At 45.8% G+C, this 17,901-nt stretch carries 17 protein-coding genes; 3 read left to right on the top strand and 14 right to left on the bottom strand.

All coding sequences use genetic code 11. The annotated features are described in order from the left end of the window. The first annotated feature begins 66 nt into the window (after window positions 1–66). On the top strand, window positions 67–285 hold the full coding sequence (locus tag D0S45_07500) for a hypothetical protein (GenBank protein ID TIH17003.1): 219 nt from the start codon (window positions 67–69) through the stop codon (window positions 283–285). Window positions 286–389: 104 nt separating this feature from the next. On the opposite strand, the gene D0S45_07495 is transcribed toward D0S45_07500, so the two are convergent. From D0S45_07495 to D0S45_07475, 5 genes are all read right to left on the bottom strand, one after another. Next, entirely contained in the window at window positions 390–485 is a 96-nt protein-coding gene (locus D0S45_07495) for a MetS family NSS transporter small subunit (protein ID TIH17002.1), read from the bottom strand. A gap of 2 nt (window positions 486–487) precedes the next feature. Beyond that, window positions 488–1,996 (bottom strand): sodium-dependent transporter, encoded by a 1,509-nt coding sequence (locus tag D0S45_07490; protein TIH17001.1) that lies wholly within the window; start codon window positions 1,994–1,996, stop codon window positions 488–490. Between the two features lie 491 nt (window positions 1,997–2,487). Further along, window positions 2,488–2,874 (bottom strand): hypothetical protein, encoded by a 387-nt coding sequence (locus tag D0S45_07485; protein ID TIH17000.1) that lies wholly within the window; start codon window positions 2,872–2,874, stop codon window positions 2,488–2,490. Window positions 2,875–2,909: 35 nt separating this feature from the next. Further along, the gene (locus D0S45_07480; GenBank protein ID TIH16999.1) at window positions 2,910–3,473 is read right to left on the bottom strand and encodes a hypothetical protein; all 564 of its coding nucleotides are present in this window, start codon (window positions 3,471–3,473) and stop codon (window positions 2,910–2,912) included. Window positions 3,474–3,481: 8 nt separating this feature from the next. After that, window positions 3,482–5,227, bottom strand: coding sequence for a hypothetical protein (locus D0S45_07475; GenBank protein ID TIH16998.1), 1,746 nt, complete (start codon window positions 5,225–5,227; stop codon window positions 3,482–3,484). Between the two features lie 334 nt (window positions 5,228–5,561). Between D0S45_07475 and D0S45_07470 the strand changes: the two genes are divergently transcribed. Beyond that, entirely contained in the window at window positions 5,562–7,166 is a 1,605-nt protein-coding gene (locus D0S45_07470; GenBank protein ID TIH16997.1) for a SulP family inorganic anion transporter, read from the top strand. Window positions 7,167–7,386: 220 nt separating this feature from the next. Continuing rightward, window positions 7,387–7,560 (top strand): hypothetical protein, encoded by a 174-nt coding sequence (locus tag D0S45_07465; GenBank protein ID TIH16996.1) that lies wholly within the window; start codon window positions 7,387–7,389, stop codon window positions 7,558–7,560. A 40-nt stretch (window positions 7,561–7,600) separates the two neighbouring features. Here D0S45_07465 and D0S45_07460 read toward each other — a convergent pair whose 3' ends face one another. The 9 genes from D0S45_07460 to D0S45_07420 all read right to left on the bottom strand — a co-directional run bounded on the left by D0S45_07460 (window position 7,601) and on the right by D0S45_07420 (window position 16,961). Beyond that, complete coding sequence (locus D0S45_07460; protein TIH16995.1) at window positions 7,601–8,812, bottom strand: tetratricopeptide repeat protein; 1,212 nt, start codon at window positions 8,810–8,812, stop codon at window positions 7,601–7,603. Beyond that, window positions 8,809–9,513, bottom strand: coding sequence for an energy transducer TonB (locus D0S45_07455; GenBank protein TIH16994.1), 705 nt, complete (start codon window positions 9,511–9,513; stop codon window positions 8,809–8,811). Before D0S45_07455 ends, D0S45_07460 begins: the two co-directional genes overlap by 4 nt. Beyond that, window positions 9,459–9,872, bottom strand: a complete 414-nt coding sequence (locus D0S45_07450; protein TIH17179.1) for a biopolymer transporter ExbD — start codon at window positions 9,870–9,872, stop codon at window positions 9,459–9,461. Before D0S45_07450 ends, D0S45_07455 begins: the two co-directional genes overlap by 55 nt. A gap of 4 nt (window positions 9,873–9,876) precedes the next feature. After that, window positions 9,877–10,443, bottom strand: coding sequence for a MotA/TolQ/ExbB proton channel family protein (locus tag D0S45_07445; GenBank protein TIH16993.1), 567 nt, complete (start codon window positions 10,441–10,443; stop codon window positions 9,877–9,879). After that, the gene (locus D0S45_07440) at window positions 10,433–11,860 is read right to left on the bottom strand and encodes a flagellar motor protein MotA (protein ID TIH16992.1); all 1,428 of its coding nucleotides are present in this window, start codon (window positions 11,858–11,860) and stop codon (window positions 10,433–10,435) included. The genes D0S45_07445 and D0S45_07440 overlap by 11 nt, the downstream gene beginning before the upstream one ends. 13 nt (window positions 11,861–11,873) lie before the next feature. Then, window positions 11,874–12,635, bottom strand: a complete 762-nt coding sequence (locus D0S45_07435) for a DUF3450 domain-containing protein (protein TIH16991.1) — start codon at window positions 12,633–12,635, stop codon at window positions 11,874–11,876. A gap of 242 nt (window positions 12,636–12,877) precedes the next feature. After that, the gene (locus tag D0S45_07430) at window positions 12,878–13,762 is read right to left on the bottom strand and encodes a DUF4198 domain-containing protein (GenBank protein TIH16990.1); all 885 of its coding nucleotides are present in this window, start codon (window positions 13,760–13,762) and stop codon (window positions 12,878–12,880) included. 32 nt (window positions 13,763–13,794) lie between these two features. Further along, window positions 13,795–15,864 (bottom strand): TonB-dependent receptor, encoded by a 2,070-nt coding sequence (locus D0S45_07425; GenBank protein TIH16989.1) that lies wholly within the window; start codon window positions 15,862–15,864, stop codon window positions 13,795–13,797. 158 nt (window positions 15,865–16,022) lie between these two features. After that, complete coding sequence (locus D0S45_07420; protein TIH16988.1) at window positions 16,023–16,961, bottom strand: AraC family transcriptional regulator; 939 nt, start codon at window positions 16,959–16,961, stop codon at window positions 16,023–16,025. Window positions 16,962–17,901: the final 940 nt, after the last annotated feature.

The raw sequence follows: 17,901 nt of genomic DNA, 5'->3' as shown, positions 1-17,901 counted from the left end.
GCAGAAGATTCGCCTAGAAATTTCTGCCGGACATGACCCAAGAGACCGCCCGGAACCATGTATCCTATGCGTGGCAACGGGGAACGGAGGTACTTATCAAGGCAAAAGTATTTACACGGAAACCAAAAATTTCCGGTCAGCTCCATGGCTAGACAGAGCTGTGCTGCCGGAAAGACGCCGCTTAACTCTGGCGGCAAACGAATTCTTAAGCTGAAAGTAAAAACAGAGTTAATGGATTCTTACCCAAACAATATCGTTTGGGACCATGGCAAAGGTGTGCATTAGTAAAGCCCAGCCCCGGTTTAGCGGGGCTGGGCTATTTTTGTATCAAAAAAGCCCTCCCGCGCAGAGCACGGAAGGGCTTCAATCAATTATATGGATCTTTAAACTTACTTTTTATTGAAAGCAATACGGAAGCAGACACAAGCCCCGCCCCAAGTAATGCCGAGTCCGAAGAGCATCATGATAATTGCTGAGAATTCCATACCTAGCTCCTTTTCAGGAAGTTTCTGTTAATTCCGGTAACGTTTACAAATCCACCGGCACTGCGGGCGCAGGCAAGACCGAACACGAGGCAGAGCACAAGCGGTGCCCAGCCGAATGCAACAGTCGCGGAAGTGGAATAACCGCCGTAGTTCTTGGACAGATCGCCCACGAAGTTTGACACCAGCATGAAGCCGAGCATTGCGGGAACCACAAAGCGCAGGCTGTTCAGCCAAAGCGCACCGACCTTAATTTCGGAAGTCAGGTTAACATGATTGCGCAGGTCATCGAGTTTGCAGAACCAAGCCACAAAAATGATCTCGATGAATCCACCGATCAAGATACCGAAGTTGTTGATAAAGTGGTCCACAATATCAAGCAAAAGCAAACCACTACCAGTGGTAAAGGCGATGCTGACCAGAAATCCTAATGCGCAAAAAACAGAAGCCGCCACTTTGCGGGACATATTTATCTTATCGATAAGTGCGGAAACCACTACTTCAGCAAGGGAAATCATGGAAGACAGGCCCGCAACAGTAAGCGCCAGAAAGAACAATGTTCCGAAGAACGCTGGAGCAGGCATCAGGTTGACCGCAGTGGGCAAGGTTATGAAGGCAAGCCCCACACCGGAACCGGCAACATCACTAACAGGAACACCCTGCTGGTGAGCCATGTAACCCAGCACACTAAAGATCATGACCCCGGAAATAATGCTGAAGCCGCAGTTAATGAACACGGTCATGCAGGCATTATTATTGATGTCGGAATCCTTGGAAAGATAACTGGAATAGGAAATCATGATCGCAAAACCGATGGACAGACTGTAAAAAATCTGACCGAACGCATCAGCCCAAACCTTACCGTCCAAGAGGGCGTTGAAATCAGGCTTAAACAGCCACTGAAGACCGTCAACAGCACCGGGAAGCATCAGCCCCCTGCCGATAAATATAAATACAAGCAGGAAAAGCAGGGGCATAAAAATTTTGCTGACCCGTTCAATACCGCTTTTAACTCCGGTGAACACGGCCACAAAAGTCATCAACCATGCTGCGGCTGTTGCGGCGAAGATTGAGGTCTGCACTCCGCCCATGTCCATGGGGGAATCGGTCAGGCCGAGGAATTCACCGAAAAAGAACTCTTTGGGAGAAGCGCCCCAGCCTTGTGTGAAGGCGAGTAGAAAATAGTTAATGGACCAAGCCACTACAACCACGTAATAAGTGGTAATAATGAAGGAAACCATAACCTGCCACCAGCCGAGCCATTCCCATTTCTTGGAAATGGAGGAAAAAACCTTGGGAGCGGAACCCTTAAATTTCTGGCCCAGACCGAATTCAAGAATCATGAAAGGCATACCTGCGGCAAGCATGGCCACAAAATAAGGAATAAGGAATGCGCCACCGCCGTTTTCATAAACCATGTACGGAAAACGCCAGATGTTTCCCAGTCCGATTGCGGACCCCACTGCGGCCATAATAAAGCCGGTACGGGAGCCCCATGTTTCTCTTTTCTGCATCTTGCTGTAACTCCTTAAAAAATCCGGTTCAACAACAGCTACGTGGAACCAGCATGAATAAAAATAAAGTAACCAGAACCACCCGGACAGGCAGTTCCTCCAATAGAAGTAAGGGCTAGGGAATTAGAAATTAACTTTTCAGCCTGTCCTACCGGACAGAAGCACACTGCGGCACAGACGTTTCAACGTATTCAACGGGGGAAAGGTATGTTCGGGACAGGATGACGGGAGCTGATAGCCCTTGGGGGTGAATTGATAGTCCAGATGAGAGGGCGGGTCAACTGAGAATTACTCATGTTTTACAATTTACGAAATATACCTCCTTCATATCGCGCATTTCCATATATATTTTTCTAATTTATTGCATTTTATAAACATTTAGACATTTGTTGCTGCTGGATAAAACCCAAAGGCCCTTGGCATTGCAAAAATGCCTAGGGCCTCAAAATCGTGTAAAAGATAAACAAAAAACAGTTTATAAATTATACAGACTATGCAGGCAGTGCCTGTACGCTGTTAAACAACTTCAATGCCATTGTGGCAATTCCAACAATACTTTTGATGGACCTATCTTCATTGATAGCCATTTCCATTTTCAAATGGATTTGCTCTGCCTCTTGAAGCTTTGTCCCATCCGGGGGATTGATCGAATACAACTCCCGCTTCACTCGCTTAGCCACAACCAGTCTACGTTTCTTTTTCAGTCTCAAGATGGCTTTGTCATATTTCATCCGTTCATGCAGATCATGGCAATCAGATTTATCATACTCCAAATCATAAAGCCCATCATCTATGATATCAAGAACCTCGTAATACATTAAGTCGTAATCAGTTTGCTCTTTCATGTTAAGCGAGGTCCAATCTTTTTCATCAGACATGCCTGCCTCCGTAAAAAGTTTACATAATTAAAGAGTTATTCCGTTCCTTCCAACGCTTCTTTCTTCTGCTTAAACTTTTCAAAGACTTCAGTTCCATAAGCGATAAAAAACTTAACTTCCTGACGACGGAACTTCGCGCGATCACTGCCTGAACCATCTTCAGACAGCCTTGCCAGATTCTTCTGGATTGTTTTAAACTGTGCTGACGGCACAACCAGTTTTTCAACGGTTTTGCCTACAGGAAACACATCTTCTGTAGTAACTGCCTCCTGTAGCTGCCCCTTTTGAATATAAAGATTAAGCCGCTCCCATAGCTCTTTCTTTTCGTCTTTCATGGCAGAATATCCCGCAAGATCGATCTCGGAAAGTTCAGATAACTTTTCTTTGAAAAGCTTATCTTCTTTCAGAGAACCGACGACATTAGCGATACGCTCCTTGTTGTTTGCATTGATTGAATTGTAATATTTATTCAATTCCCCCTGAAAAACAACCAGTTGTGCAGCTGAAAACTGGGCACTATCACACACGGTCTTGTTGGCTGCGCATCCGCTAACGATGAAAATTGTTAAACACATTATGACAAAGTAAATTTTACTCATATATCCCCCTATTTAACTGCAATGCCGATTACGCCGCCAGCAATAAGTGCCTGCATTGCAAGCTCTGTAATTTCTTCAGACTTTATTCCACCGGAATGATACTCTTTCTGCTGGTCAATCAACGGTCCCAACATTGCTATCCACTGGGCAATACGAGCATTGGCTTCATCAAGACTGGCAGCATAATCAAGAGATATTGCTTTGTATTCATGATGGAAAGATGATGTTCCAGCCAGATAGAGACCATATAAATAACGGACAAAAGCCAACTGTATTGCTTTTCTGGACTGCATCAGTAATCTTGAAGCCTCATCATATACTTCGTTCTTTTTTGATACATCAACTTTCTTCCTGACCAGATCGGAGTAGCTCAATGTCTCGAATGCGGACACTTTGATGTTGTCTTCAGCTTTTTTAATTAATTTCGTGTACTCAGCATATGTCTTATGGGCTTCTACGTAGTAAGCTATCACCCAAAGATATTGTTTTAATTCACTACTCAACGAATCTTTTTTACCCTTAAGAAGCGCAATTATATTTTGTTGAAATTTGAGCCTAGCTTTTAGAACATCACGGCGGGCAGCAAGTTCATTGCGAACCATAATAAGCGCTGTCATGGGCGGTCTGTTACGTAGCTCGTCAAGCTTGTGCAACTCCTTGGCCAGATCCGCAAATTGAACGAGAATCATTCCGTAGTAGGCCATTCGAACCTTTTCAGGATCAGTGACTTCAGGCTCCTGCTTGGCCTCTTCTCCTGTCTGGCCTTCCTTTTTCATCGGATTGTATAATGTCTCAACATGAGCCAGAACAATATCGAGGGTGTCCAGTGCATTCTCCACAAGGGCTAAATCGCCGATGACTTTCGCTATATCGCTGGAAACACTCACAAGCTCTCGGGCTTCCTTCATTTTATTTGCGATTTCCGCATTCAATTTCTCATTTTTACTTTTCAGAGCTTTTTTTAACATCTTCTGACTTTCTGTAAACTTTTTGGCTATCTCTTCGGCTTCAACTTTTGCGCCTGCCAGCTTATCCTCTCCCCAATGAATCTCATTCTGAATTTCAATCATCTTTCCAGCTTTAAATAGCCCAGACTTCGATTTCTCTCTGAAATCATGACACAAATCTGTTAGTACTTTATAATATGATCTTATTGTGTCGTCTTTGTCTTGCCTTTCCTTTGGATCAGTAATTTTATTCAAAATTACTGTAACCTTGTCTTCATCTAGTGGCTCAAACACAGATTCCAAAGAGCAACTACCCAGCTTTGCATCGTACTCGGTCTTTTTCAAATCCTGCTGTGCTGTTTTTAATTTCCCCTGAAATCTACGGTAAACACTTGCCACAACTTCAATTTTAGATAATTTATTTTCAATACCTTCGAGGTCTGCTATATCCATTTTACCCGATTCAATTCCAACCACCCCGATTTCATCAAGCCGTTCAGTAACTACTTTTATTACTTTTGACTTAAACGCACCTTTTGATGCGACAACATCTTCAATTTCCGCTTCAATATCCAAACGAATATAGTTGTCCATTGCCGCAATTTCGCTCTCCAGTAATGCTTTTTGATTAGCCTTTTGTGCGGCAACACCTATATTTGTTTCTTTGATTATTTCATCCATTGCTTTAGCACTGTTGCCTGCAAGCTCCATATTGGCCGGATTGTGCATATGAGTGGCACACCCCTGCAAAGCCAAAACAAGTGCAGAAACTAACCATAAAACATTAAATTTAAGTTTTTTTTTCATACTGACTCCTCCAACAAGTTTACTGATAGTCAAAATCATACAGCAGTCGATAAAAAAAATACATAAGAAATATAATTAAAGGCAAAATTTTATCCCCCACCCACAATAAGTGTTGACTCAACTCCAATTATCATAAATAAGAATCAGCTTTAGAAAAATAAATACACACCGTATTGGTGTCCATTTTCGCTCACCATATCTCACCAAGAATATAAACTTCACACAGCAAGCTGAATCACGAGTCAGCTTTTACTTTATATTTGCAGTAGGGCCCTCCTGCGGTCTCTACTTTTTTGTTTTTTGATAATTACAACCCGTTTTAAAAGGATTTTTTGTGAATTCGAACCACTCAATAGTTCCCCCCTCCAAGGGCAGTGTCAGAGCTGATATCTTTTCCGGACTTACCGTAGCCTTGGCTCTTGTCCCTGAAGCAGTAGCCTTTTCTTTTGTCGCAGGCGTTCCGCCCATGGTCGGCCTGTACGGCGCGTTTCTCATGTGCCTTATCACTTCAGTTATAGGCGGCAGACCCGGTATGATCTCCGGTGCAACCGGGGCTATGGCTGTTGTAATGGTAAGCCTCGTCATGGAAGGTAATGCACTGGGCGGCCCCGATTCCCATGCAGGTCTCCAATATCTCTTTGTCACACTGTTATTAGTCGGTATTTTTCAGCTACTGGCCGGTTTCTTCCGCCTTGGGAAATTCATCCGCATGGTCCCCAGATCGGTCATGATGGGATTCGTCAACGGTCTGGCCATTGTTATTTTTCTTTCCCAGCTGAACATGTTCAAATCAGAAGGAACATGGATGCAGGGCCAACCGCTCTGGATCATGGCCGGACTAGTTGCCTTAACCATGGTGATACTCACCGTCGTTCCCAAACTTTACAGCAAGGCACCGGGCGCACTCATCGCAATCATTTCAGTTTCCATCCTTGTCGCCGCCATGCAGATTGATACACAAACCGTGCTTTCATTCATCCAGTCTAACGGCGGAACAGGCATTAAAGGCGGACTGCCTTCCTTTGCCGTTCCCCAAGTGCCGCTGACATGGGATACACTGATCTTCATCACACCGTACGCTTTGATTCTGGCTGCCATCGGCCTGATCGAATCCCTGATGACCTTATCATTAGTTGATGAATTGACCGAAACCCGCGGAAGCGGAAACCGCGAATGCCTCGCCCAGGGAATAGCCAACTTTATTAACGGCTTGTTCGGAGGCATGGGCGGCTGTGCCATGATCGGCCAGAGTATCATCAACATTTCCTCCGGCGGACGAGGAAGGCTTTCCGGAATAGTTGCGGCTGGCGCACTGCTCTTTTTTATCATGTTCACTTCGCAATACATTGAACAGGTGCCCATTGCCGCTCTGGTCGGGGTCATGTTCATCGTGGTCATCAAGACATTTGCATGGAGCACCTTCAACATTATAAATAAGGTTCCCAAATGGGACGTCATTGTGATTGTGCTGGTGACAGTGCTGACCGTAAAATATGATCTCGCCATCGCGGTTATCTGCGGCGTGATCATCTCTGCATTGATCTTCGCATGGGAAAACGCCCTGAGAATCCGCGCCCGCAAAATAGTCGATGAGCAGGGAATCAAGCACTACCAAATTTACGGCCCGTTATTCTTTGCCTCCACAACTCTCTTCCTGAGCAAATTTGATGTGCAGGGTGACCCGGACAAAGTGATCATTGATTTCAAGGAGTCCAGAATCATGGACCAGTCCGCAATCGAAACGGTCAACAAGATCGCCTCCACGTACGAACGGGCCGGAAAAAAGGTTTATCTGGTCCACCTCAGTCAGGATTGCGTCAGCCTGATCAAACGTGCTGAAAAGATCTGTGTGGTCAACATTCTGGAAGATCCAAGCTATTTTGTCGGCATAGACAACTACCACCAATATATTGAAAATCTGGAATTTGAAGCTTTGTAGATTTGAAGTATTTCAGGATATAAAAGTAAAGGGTCAGCATTTTTTGCTGACCCTTTTTTTAGAATTAAAACCTGTCTGGATCATTGTAGATGTGTCTCGTTTGCAATGCCGAAAATGATGTTTCAGCACACCAGTTCTGTCGAAACTGAAGTATATCGCAATCGATTAAATATGCGTGCGCTGGATCGTTCGCGTAGAAGCCTCCGGCCTTGCTCCAATTATGACCATAGCAAAGACCATAGTAACGCACAGCTTTGGAATGCTGGCTTGGCACCAACACCCCATCTCATCTGTACCAATGGAAGGCACTAAAAATAAGATCAAAACCATGAAAAGCAGGCCGACTGAACCGGGATCTGGATTTTTTCAAACTCAGAATCATGGGTATTTATGAAGCCAAATACGCTTTAACCGGATGAACTTTTTTCATAAACTCATCCTTCTGATGCTTCCGTTTTGGCCTCTTGGAGATCGTCCAGTGCAGCCAGTGCCCTTTTGGCTCTGACTTTGTATTGTTTTATGTGGGTCAGTTTCTGAAAATCTTTTCTGGAAAGATGCCATTGTTTCAGTTCCCAAAAGCAAAGTCCTCTGTATAAGCGTGCTTCAGCTGCATTCGTCTTTTGTTTCAGACAAAGTGAAAAGGTTCTTCTTGCGGCGTTGAATTCGCGTAACTGATAAAGTAGTTTGCCCTTTGTCATTAACAATTGCAGAGAATATTCCTGCTGCGTATTTTTTTTCAGGACCTGATCAACTAACTTTAAAGCTTCCTGCGATTTTCCGGCGCAGCTGTATAACGAAACAAGCTCTTGAATCTGTTTGTTTTTTGGATTCTTCCCGTACAATTTATTCAGAATGTCCGCAGCCTTGAGCGGAGCGTTAATGTACTTATATAATTGTGCAAGTTGTTTGTATTCCTGCTTTGTGGGAGAGGTGAATGTGTAGCCCATTTCCAGAGCGGCAGCAGCAGCAATATATCTTTTACGGTCCATTTCCACTTTTGCCAGCATCTTCCAGTATTCTGGGTTTTCCGGATATTTTTTCAGCAAAGCTCTCAGATAGCTGAGGGCCTTTTTCTGCTGCCCTGCCTGCAAATAGGAATGGACAGCCAGCTTGATCCAGTCTTTTTGGGGATTCTTTGTTTCAGCTAAAAGCCGGGACAGAATTCTAGCGGATTGTTTATACTTTTCCCCTTCATAATATGCAGCTCCGGCATGATAGAGCATTTGCGGATTCTTGGGCTTTGCCAGTCCGTATGTTTTTTCAAACATCCGTGCCGCCTGCTCGTATTTACTCTGTTCATAAAGAAGCACCGCGCTGTTATGGCAGAGCGATTTGTTGCCGGGATATAGTTTATAGCCCTCAAGAAAAGCGGTTAAGGCACCTTTTTTGTTTCCAGAATCGTGTCTGGCAGCCCCCAGCATAATGAATACTTCAGCCGGGACTTTTTCTTTTGTAGTCCGGATATATTCACTGAGGGTACTCTCAGCCCCTTGAATATTCTCTTCTTTCAAATCTGACTGGGCCTTAATCAAAGCGTGTCTGGCCTGCGGCGGAAAGTTATCCGCTCCGGCAAGAGTCGCGCAAAGCAGAATCAAGCAGGCGCAGAGAAATCCCGCTAGAGGGATGATACGGGTTGAGTGCATCATTGTGTCATCTCGAAGTTAAATGGAATCAGGACCCATGTGTCCACGTCATTCCCGGCATAACGTCCGGGCTTGAAACGCCATCTTCTGGCTGCACTTAAGGCGGCAGAATCAAAAATTCCCACCGGCGAGGAGGAATGTACCGAAAGATTGTCCGGCTTGCCGTCCTTTCTAACCAGCAGCCTAATCAAAACTTCCCCTTCGGTTCTTGAACGCCTTGCAGCGAATGGATACTCAGGAGGGATACTGCGCAACACCTGTGGAACATCATCAACTTCGTTAATATTGAAGCCCATGCCGCCCAGAGAGGCTGTCGGGATGGAGATGCCACCGGTGAGGGACGGATGAATGTCCGCATCAAATGCGGGAATCCTCATCTGCATGACCGGAGCCTGCTGCTTAGGGGTGGGATTTGCGGTAAATTTCAAATCCAAATCTTTCGGGGGGGGCGGCTCATCCTGTGGTTTTTTCCTTTTCTCTTCAATGACCTGATCCGGTTCAGGGGCAGCCAGACGGATGGCTCCCTCAATGAGCGGAGATGCTACAGGTCTCTCAATCTCAGTTAGACAGACCATGGCCAAACTTACCCCTCCAGCCATGAATAGAGCGAGAAGCATACAAAGAGAATATTCACCGGCAGTGCGGGGGCTCATTGCGGTTTCCTCGCAGCAACGCTGACGTTTTTCACCCCGGCCAGACGGCATTGATCCAGCACCTGAACCAGTGTTCCGGTATGGCTGGACTTATCTGCAACAACAACGGCGGAACCTTCGGGTGTTTCTGCGAGAAACTTTTCCATGTAGGCCCGCACAGAGCGGATATCCAGTGATCGGCCTTCAACAAAGACCCTCCCTTGAGCGGTCAGCCCGAGAATCACGCTCGCTTTTGCCTTAGTCTCGGCGGACTGGGCGGAGGGGCGTTCCACCTCCACTCCGGCCTCGCGGACAAAGCTGGTGGTTACGATGAAAAAGATTAAAAGAATAAAGACCATATCAATCAGCGGCGTCATGTTTATTTCAGATGTGCCGCTACGTAATTTTCTTCTTTGGCGTATATTTACCATCCGGCTATTCCTCTGAAGTTGTTCCGTGTTGCAGTCCGATGCAGAAAATTTCAATCCGTTTGCTGAGCTTGTTGGCTCTGCTGTAAAGAATTGACCCGAAAAGCATTCCGGGTACGGCTGCAATCAGCCCGCTCTGGGTGGTGATCAAGGCCTCGGAAATTCCGGAAGCAAGTGCTCTGGCATTACCGGTACCGGAGATGGCGATGACATCAAATGTCGAGATCATGCCTGTAACAGTGCCAAGCAGCCCCAGCAGCGGAGCGAGGGCCGCAAGAACCATGATGGTGCGTATATACCGCATGGATTTGGCCTGCTGGGCAGATTGGATTGAATCCAGAGTTTTCTTGTTCAGTTCCGCATTGCTGCTGCGCTGTTGCTGGTATTGGCTATGAATCTCCCGTTGCCATCCAACGTATTTGGCTGTGTTTTCACTCTTTTTTACCCGCAGGAAAAAACTGATTTTAATGAAAATCAATGTCCACATGATAATAGACAGCAGGAAAATCGGGATAATAATTTCCCCGCCGTTTTGAATGTGGAAGAACCATTTTTCCAGAAGATTATGCAGCATCTCCGTACACCGTACCCTTTTCCGTCGCGGGTTCTTTTTTCATCAGAGCCACAGCTATACTGGCACCTTTTTCTTCCATGTCGCCCACAATTTTATCCACCCTGCGGTCAAGAATGTGATGCAGGAGCATGATCGGCACAGCTACAGCCAGTCCCAACTGGGTTGTGACCAAAGCTTCAGATATACCGCCGGACATCATCCGCGGATCACCGGTTCCGTATATGGTGATAATCTGAAAAGTGTTGATCATACCTGTAACCGTTCCAAGCAGACCTAACAGCGGGGCCACTGCGGCCAGAACATTCAGAGTCGGCAGAAACCGTTCAAGCAGAGGAAGCTCTTTGAGCAGCCCTTCCTGAAACGCGTTTTCGAGAATTTCCTTGCTCGTTCCTGCATATTTCAATGTGTGGTTGATAACTCGACAGGTAGGAAAACTAGATTTCTGTAGGCAGAATTCCCGGCATTCCGACCATTTCCCACCGGAAACAAGTTCTATAATCCGGCCCATGTTTTTGCCGGAATTGGCCCGGATACGACTCAATGAAATGAAGCGTTCAATAATGATCAGCGCGGCAATCAATCCCACAAGGAGAATAGGCCAGACCAGTATCCCCCCTGCGGCCAGCCATTCCGTAAAACTTTTCTGAGTCTGGGCAAGGCGTTGCAGGGCGGCTCCGTTGGAGATATCCACAGGAAAAAGATTACTCTTACCATCAAAAAAATCATTAATGGTGCGAGAGAGCATCCAGCCCGGTTTTCCAGCAACAGCGGTCAGTCCGCCCCCCCCGGAATCAGGGCGCAGAAAGCCAAGTTCACCGTCAGGGGTTCTGAAAACAGTGGTAAATGTACCGATGCGGATGGTTTCTCCGTTTCTGGCCTGTCCGTCTTTTGCGATGAATTCCGAATTCTTATGGACGATTTCCCCGCCTGTATACATTTCATCGAGATAGAGATTCAAGAGTTGCTTGATACTCTCCATTCCCGGAAATATGTTCGGCTTAAGGATAGCCTCAAGCACAGGCAGACGTTCAGGGTGATCCGGGGTGGTCAGACTTTCGTTGAAATAATCACCGGCCTGTTTGGCAGAAGTACGGATTGCGCCATCAATGGTTTTCAGTTCATGAGCCTGCTCCGCCAACTCATCCTTCAATTTCTTTTCTTCAGCCAGCAGAGCTTCATATTGTGCTTTCAGTGTCTGAAATTCTTTCTTCTTTCCGGCAATGGATTTTTTCAGCGTGGCAGATTCTTGTTGTATTTCTTTTTGTTGTTCAGCGATGGTTAGCTCAGTCTGTCTGGCTTCCTGTTTCACCGTGCTCAAATTGCCCGCAACAACCCGGGACACGGTATTTGTATTTACAGCCTGAACCGAAGTGGCCAGAATCAGGACGGCAAACAGTGCAAAGATAGTTTTTTTCATTGGATTTTCCCTGTCATATTTTGTCGGCCGGCTGAGCAATAGGCAGTGAGATAAGTTCCACTGCCCGCTTACGCGAGGCCATATCTTTTGCTTTCTGGATGTCTCTGGAAAATTCGGTCTTCACAGGCACCCATGTTCTGCCGTGGCGATCCCAGTAGCCGGAAGATCTACCGTCCTCGGTCTGGTAATAGAGTGCCGTCCTTCCAAGCCGAAAAACGGAAACCGTAGTCGGAATTCCGTTCAGATCAATTTGCTCTGAAATGGTTTCCACATTACGTCCATATTCTGTCTCAACCTGCAAGGCTTCAAAGACCCGGCGCAGTTTTTCGCTGAGCTCCAAATGGTAATCATCAAGGGAGTCCCGCAGAAAAGCGATACGTTGTGTCCTTTCTTTATTAAGAAAAGGAAGATCAGCTTTGATCTGCTCTTCCAGTTTATCGACAATTGTTTCTAAAAATGGCTCAAGTTCCATGCGAATCTTTTGCGCTTCAGCTTTGCGGCGTTTCAATTCCGCAATGGTTCTCTGCTGCCTTTTTACATAGCGTTGATACTTTGCGGTCTGGAAACTCATCCAATCATCAAGCATCTTCATGTTGGTGATTTCAGCGGCAAGGTCTCTCTTGATGTCATCCCATTTTTGATATTTTTCAGATGCAGCAGCTTCTGTTTTCAGCGCTTTTACTGCTTTTTCATAAGTGGGCTGTGATGTCGCGCCGGAGTCGTTAGCAGCCAGCGCGATCATCAGAAGAGCCCCAAGCGTTATTGATTTAAGCATGGAAAACTCATAATTTGGGTTAAATGATTTTGAGTATGAAAGTCTTTATCAATATAAGTCAAGACATACAAGCTCAGCTCTGAATTTTATATCAGAAACTGTGCTTGACCCGAAAAGGTACAGGCACCCCCTTAAGTATGCACGAACATCCTCGATTACTACTCTTAGAAGAATTAAAAATGACCCATAATGAACTTTCTATCAATAGACTTTGATGTTAATTTTTGACAGATCCTGCATCATCATTTAACGGAAAAAGTCATGGTCGCCGCATTGTAGGCCTGTTCGGCTTTACCCATGAGCTCCTTGAGCGGACCGTCTTTTGTGATGTTTTCCTTGTGTTTCACAACAACGCGCCATTGACCCAGGCTTTGAACCCGGAATTGCGCTTTACCTTTCTGAATCGCTGAAAACAGAGCAAAACCATCGTCCTGACCGAAGGTGCTGCTGGAAGCAGTGATGAACTCGGGACTTTTGGGGGAATTATTTAAAGGGGTACCGTGATAGAGTACTTCAACTTCCACCATGTCGCCTACCCGGATATTACTGAGATCGGTCTTCGGTATGATTTCCAGTCCATGTCCGATCGGTGCGGGTGTTTTCCAATTGCCGACAGTGAAAAAGGACTTTGCGAAGGCCTCATATTTGACCGACATCAGCACCTTTTTTATGTCCTTGAGCTCGTCCTTTGGCTTTAGCTTCATCCGCTGCCTGCCCTTTGTGTCGATATATTTCGTGTAGAAGGCCGGGCGGGATTTCGCGCCAAGCTGATACACACCGGGTGCGGATTCTTTTTCAAAGGAAATCCTCTGCACCCCTATATCGCCGGGGAAGACTGAATAGTTAGCGTTAGAAACAAAAGGCTTACTTTCCTTTAATGTCGGATTGTACAACTCAACCTTTTTACCTGTTGGATCGGTAAGGTTGAAAGCCGTCACGTTGACACGGCCATTGGGTGAATTGAGTATATCATCAAGGGGTAAGGCGTGCCCCCAACCCAGAGACACTATAGCGTGTCCCGGAGCATGGGCTTGTGATTCGAAGCAGTTGACCCAGAGTGTGTGCGCAAAGGCACTGGTCGGTTGTACTAACAGGAATACACTGAATAGGATATTTAATAATTTCATACATTTCTCCGTAATTGGTTTAATTATTGCCCTTAGAAGCGTAGTGACAGGTTCAGGCCGACTTCACGCGGATCGCTGTAAAGAGTATACATCCCACCGTAATAACCTGTGGTGTCGTATCTGGTGTCAAAGATGTTTTTGCAATAAAGGTATGCATCCAGATTCTCGCCCTCATATCCGATCTTGCCGTTCACGAGCTGGTAAGCGTCCCTAGAGTACCGGTTAGCCTTGTCCAGATACATTTTTCCGTAACCGACAACATCCATTCTGGAGAAAAAACCGTTTTCCATGCGGTATTGTGCTCCGATATTGAAGGTGTACTCCGGTGCAAAGGGACTTTTCTTGCCATCATAACTCACGCCGTCTTCCGTGAAATCATCGAATTCAACATTAGAGTAACCGAAACTGGCATCCACGCTCAAAGCCTTGGTAATAAGGGCCTGCGCTTCTAGTTCCAATCCGTAGCCGATACCCTTTGCCGAGTTGGATATGTCGAGACGCATGGGCGGGTAGCCTTCATAAACCTGCATGTTCTGGATATCCATGTAGTAGGCGGCACCGTTCAGCAGAAGTCTGTCATCCAGCCACTTGGATTTGGCTCCTATTTCATAGGACCACAGTTCCTCGGAATCATATTTGGCTTTGTCAGCATCAACATAGTTGTAATTGATCCCCCCGGAACGGAAGCCTTTGGCAACAGAAGCATATCCCATAAGCTTGGGCTGGAACTGGTACTCCAAAGAAAGCTTAGGGGCGAAGTTATCCCAGGAGCCATCCATATCTTCGCTGGTGACTTTATCTTTAAAGTCGGTTTTTTGGACCTCGTAACGCAATCCACCAATAGCACTTAACTTTGAAGTGACAGGCACAGTAAGTTGCCCGAAAGCAGCATATGAGTGTTTTTCAACATCCTGAGTGCGTGGGCCGCCACTTGCTGTTTCCCGGATGTCAATGGTATCCCTGTCAACATAGAGTCCGGTGAGCCATTTCCATCCTTCGTTGGCATAATTCAACCGTAATTCTTCAGTAATGGTCCGGTAGTCGTTATCGAAATCTCTCCAAAGCAGGTCGGCGGAAGTCATGTCGATATCTACGTTTCTGTTATCGTTGAAATATCTGTGAGTAGTGGTGGATGTGAGAGACAGATAATCATTGATGTCGTAAGATATTTTCAAAGCCTGACTGGATTCCGAGGATTTACCTTTACCCTCGTGGTCAGAAGAAACCTCGCGGTCTCCGGGAATGGATTGAAGCATTTCGCTCCACCAATCGGGGTTAGGGCCCATCCTGAAAGCACCGTTGTCGTACTGGGTATGGGAAGCAATCAGTCGTAGCTCCAGATCTTCATTAGGTAACCAACGTAATTGTCCCTTTCCGTACAGGTACTTCTCTTCGTCCACCGGATTGCCCGACGCAGTATGCTCGATAAATCCGTCATTCTGAGAAAGCTCGCCTGCAAAACCGAAAAACAGTTGATCCTGCATAATGGGACCACTTAAATTGAATGCGGCTGATTTACTGTTGAGACCGACATCCGTCGTGATTTTGCCGCGATATTCATTACCCGGGAGACGTGTAATGATATTGATGGCACCAACTTCGGTATTTTTGCCGTATAGCGTTCCTTGAGGCCCACGCAAAACTTCGACCCGTTCGATATCCAAAAGTCCATTGGAATACCCAAGAGTTGATGATACCGGAATTCCATCAACAAAAAGACCCGTAGAAACTGACTGGCTTTCGGCGTCAGCATGAATTCCTCGCATACTCGGAGTATTGACGCCCGGAGGGCCATCGCTGAAAAGCATCAGGTTCGGCACGTAATCACTGAGGTCGCTAAGGCTGTCCAATTTCTTGTCCTCAATGCTCATCTCATTGAACACAGTCACGGCCACGGGGATCTTTTGGACCTCTTCTTTCTGCTTATTGGCGGTGACCGTAACCGGGGCAAGCAGCATATCCTGCTGGCCCTTGTCTGCCGTGGCATTTTTGTGCTGATCCTGTGCGATTGCCGGAGACGAGAGCAGCAGCAGGGCCATGATCACGAAAGGAAGGCCCCCCTTCAGTCTTCCGGGCAACTTTATATACTCGTTGTGTTGCATAAATCCTCCTCATGACGGCCGAAGAGTATTTCGCAAGTTCTTGAAAATAATTCTTGCGGAGCGGCCAACATGAGAAGGGTTCTAGAAAGATTGGAGAAATGTGGCTGGCACTTTTTTCTATTTTTTTTGCACAATCGTCCAAAAAAATTTCAGGAACATTATTGCCTACGGTATTTTCCCGGAAGCTCTCCATAACGTTTCTTAAATGCCTTGGTGAAATGACCGGAACTGGAATAGCCCACGGCAAAAGCGATTTCCGTAATGTTCATGGAGCTATCAAGTAGGTGTTGCTTTGCAATATCGAGGCGGTAATCACGTTGGTACTCAAAAGGGGTCATGCCATACATTTCTCGAAATGTTTCATGTAATTTCGAGCGGCACATACCCACTGCGCGGGCAATTTGATCAAGACCTTTAGGAGTATCCAGATTTTCAGTTAAGAGACTTGCCGCATGGACAACCCCATCAACATCCTTAGAGGAAAGCGAAATGCGGTCCTTACGGGTGTGCAACCCCAACTGCTTAAATTTGTAGGCAAGCAATTCCATCACTTTGCTTTCAATAAAAAAGTCATGGCTTATCCCTTGATGTGGGCATTCGAAAATCTGGGAGATTACAGCCCTCATTCCGGGGGTGATCGGCGAAGTCAGGTGTGTTGGCTCAGTGTGTCGTATTTCCAGACTTGGGGATAGATTTTTTGTGTAATGTGCCATGTATTTCTGCAATAAATCCATAGGCATCATGAGGCAGACCCTACGAAGCCTGCCTTCTGAAAATGTTTCATCAAGTTCGTCTGCAGAAGGAAAATAGCTGAAATGGCTCAGCCCCGAATCAAAGGAAATATTCGAACCCCATCCTTCAGGGCTTGAGTTCATACTTCCCGACAGGCTGAATCCGATGCCGATGGTTTCGGGTGGAGGGATGAAACTTATGGATACCGGATTTTCCAGCATGCAATCCATCGTAACCAGAGTAATGCCGGAATGCAGCGGCGTAAACTGGATAAAATCCTCGTCCACATTGTGCATGGTGCTTTTATTCTTTGCTTCGGGAGATTTCTCAAATTGAATCAAATTCATTACAAATACCCAATCCATCTAAAAAAGTTCAGGATAAAAGTTATTTTAAAACCGTTTTAAACGGTGGATCGTAGTCTTAGCATAACTGATGCTGAGATTCAATATCAAATGAACTTGGGTAAATATTTTGTGTTTGGTTGTGTTTACTTGTGCTGGGACTGGCCATTTAGCAGTCCGCGCTTGTTCAGTCCCTGCACTGCGCTCTACTCAGACTGAGAGAGGTACTGATCAACATGCCGGGGTATATTTTCCCTTCCAATGCCGTTTCCGCTGCCCTTGAAACCGCAGGGTTTCAGCAAATCCAAAGTTATCCCTTTGTCTATCTACAGCATAATTATGTGACGCATGTGACATCTAATTAGTAGCCAGACAAACTATATATACCGCACCTGATTACAAGGATAAACATATCCTTCAGAGACTGAAATATAATAGCCCCCTCATATATCAAGGAACTGTTCCCACTCATGGGTAGAAATCATCTACCGCTGTACACCATGGATCCACAGCACTGACACGCACCACATGCTCATGCCCGGGCACTTCATCATGTTCGGATAGAAAACTATTTCGGAGCCAACATGTTCCGCTGGCACAACAGCAAAACACATCAATTCTATACACACAGCTTCGCATATAAATAAATCAACAGTTAATATTAAACTATATATTTGAAAATATGCACTAAAAACAGCAAGCCAAGAAAAACACAAGCCTGAAAGCGACGAATATAAAGAAAGTAAAAGGCAGCTCTTACAGATGAAACAGCCACTAGCTTTAACCTAAAAAAGTGGGAGAGCTAGCCCCCCAACAAGAAATACCATGTCAGCACTCCCCTGTTTAATCTGGTAGTATACCAGTAAAAGTGAAACTAGCAGGAGGCTGACATGGCTAAAATGACAATATCATCAGTTGGCAGGTTTGTGGAAGCATTTCTCGGGCAACGTTTTTTCGTAGG

Origin of the sequence: Marinifilum sp. JC120, from assembly GCA_004923195.1 — a bacterium.
Lineage (GTDB): Bacteria > Desulfobacterota > Desulfovibrionia > Desulfovibrionales > Desulfovibrionaceae > Maridesulfovibrio.
Note: the sequence above shows the minus strand (reverse complement) of the source record. Positions and strands in the feature narration are given on the sequence as shown.

What these genes read in the sequence shown, in the direction of transcription:
- D0S45_07455 (TIH16994.1), bottom strand. Translation starts at nt 9,513, where the DNA reads ATGCCGTCTGGCCGGGGTGAAAAACGTCAGCGTTGCTGCGAGGAAACC.
- D0S45_07440 (TIH16992.1), bottom strand. Translation starts at nt 11,860, where the DNA reads ATGAAAAAAACTATCTTTGCACTGTTTGCCGTCCTGATTCTGGCCACT.
- D0S45_07425 (TIH16989.1), bottom strand. Translation starts at nt 15,864, where the DNA reads ATGCAACACAACGAGTATATAAAGTTGCCCGGAAGACTGAAGGGGGGC.
- D0S45_07430 (TIH16990.1), bottom strand. Translation starts at nt 13,762, where the DNA reads ATGAAATTATTAAATATCCTATTCAGTGTATTCCTGTTAGTACAACCG.
- D0S45_07450 (TIH17179.1), bottom strand. Translation starts at nt 9,872, where the DNA reads ATGGTAAATATACGCCAAAGAAGAAAATTACGTAGCGGCACATCTGAA.
- D0S45_07465 (TIH16996.1), top strand. Translation starts at nt 7,387, where the DNA reads ATGACCATAGCAAAGACCATAGTAACGCACAGCTTTGGAATGCTGGCT.
- D0S45_07495 (TIH17002.1), bottom strand. Translation starts at nt 485, where the DNA reads ATGGAATTCTCAGCAATTATCATGATGCTCTTCGGACTCGGCATTACT.
- D0S45_07490 (TIH17001.1), bottom strand. Translation starts at nt 1,996, where the DNA reads ATGCAGAAAAGAGAAACATGGGGCTCCCGTACCGGCTTTATTATGGCC.
- D0S45_07500 (TIH17003.1), top strand. Translation starts at nt 67, where the DNA reads ATGCGTGGCAACGGGGAACGGAGGTACTTATCAAGGCAAAAGTATTTA.
- D0S45_07480 (TIH16999.1), bottom strand. Translation starts at nt 3,473, where the DNA reads ATGAGTAAAATTTACTTTGTCATAATGTGTTTAACAATTTTCATCGTT.
- D0S45_07445 (TIH16993.1), bottom strand. Translation starts at nt 10,443, where the DNA reads ATGCTGCATAATCTTCTGGAAAAATGGTTCTTCCACATTCAAAACGGC.
- D0S45_07485 (TIH17000.1), bottom strand. Translation starts at nt 2,874, where the DNA reads ATGTCTGATGAAAAAGATTGGACCTCGCTTAACATGAAAGAGCAAACT.
- D0S45_07460 (TIH16995.1), bottom strand. Translation starts at nt 8,812, where the DNA reads ATGATGCACTCAACCCGTATCATCCCTCTAGCGGGATTTCTCTGCGCC.
- D0S45_07420 (TIH16988.1), bottom strand. Translation starts at nt 16,961, where the DNA reads ATGGATTGGGTATTTGTAATGAATTTGATTCAATTTGAGAAATCTCCC.
- D0S45_07475 (TIH16998.1), bottom strand. Translation starts at nt 5,227, where the DNA reads ATGAAAAAAAAACTTAAATTTAATGTTTTATGGTTAGTTTCTGCACTT.
- D0S45_07435 (TIH16991.1), bottom strand. Translation starts at nt 12,635, where the DNA reads ATGCTTAAATCAATAACGCTTGGGGCTCTTCTGATGATCGCGCTGGCT.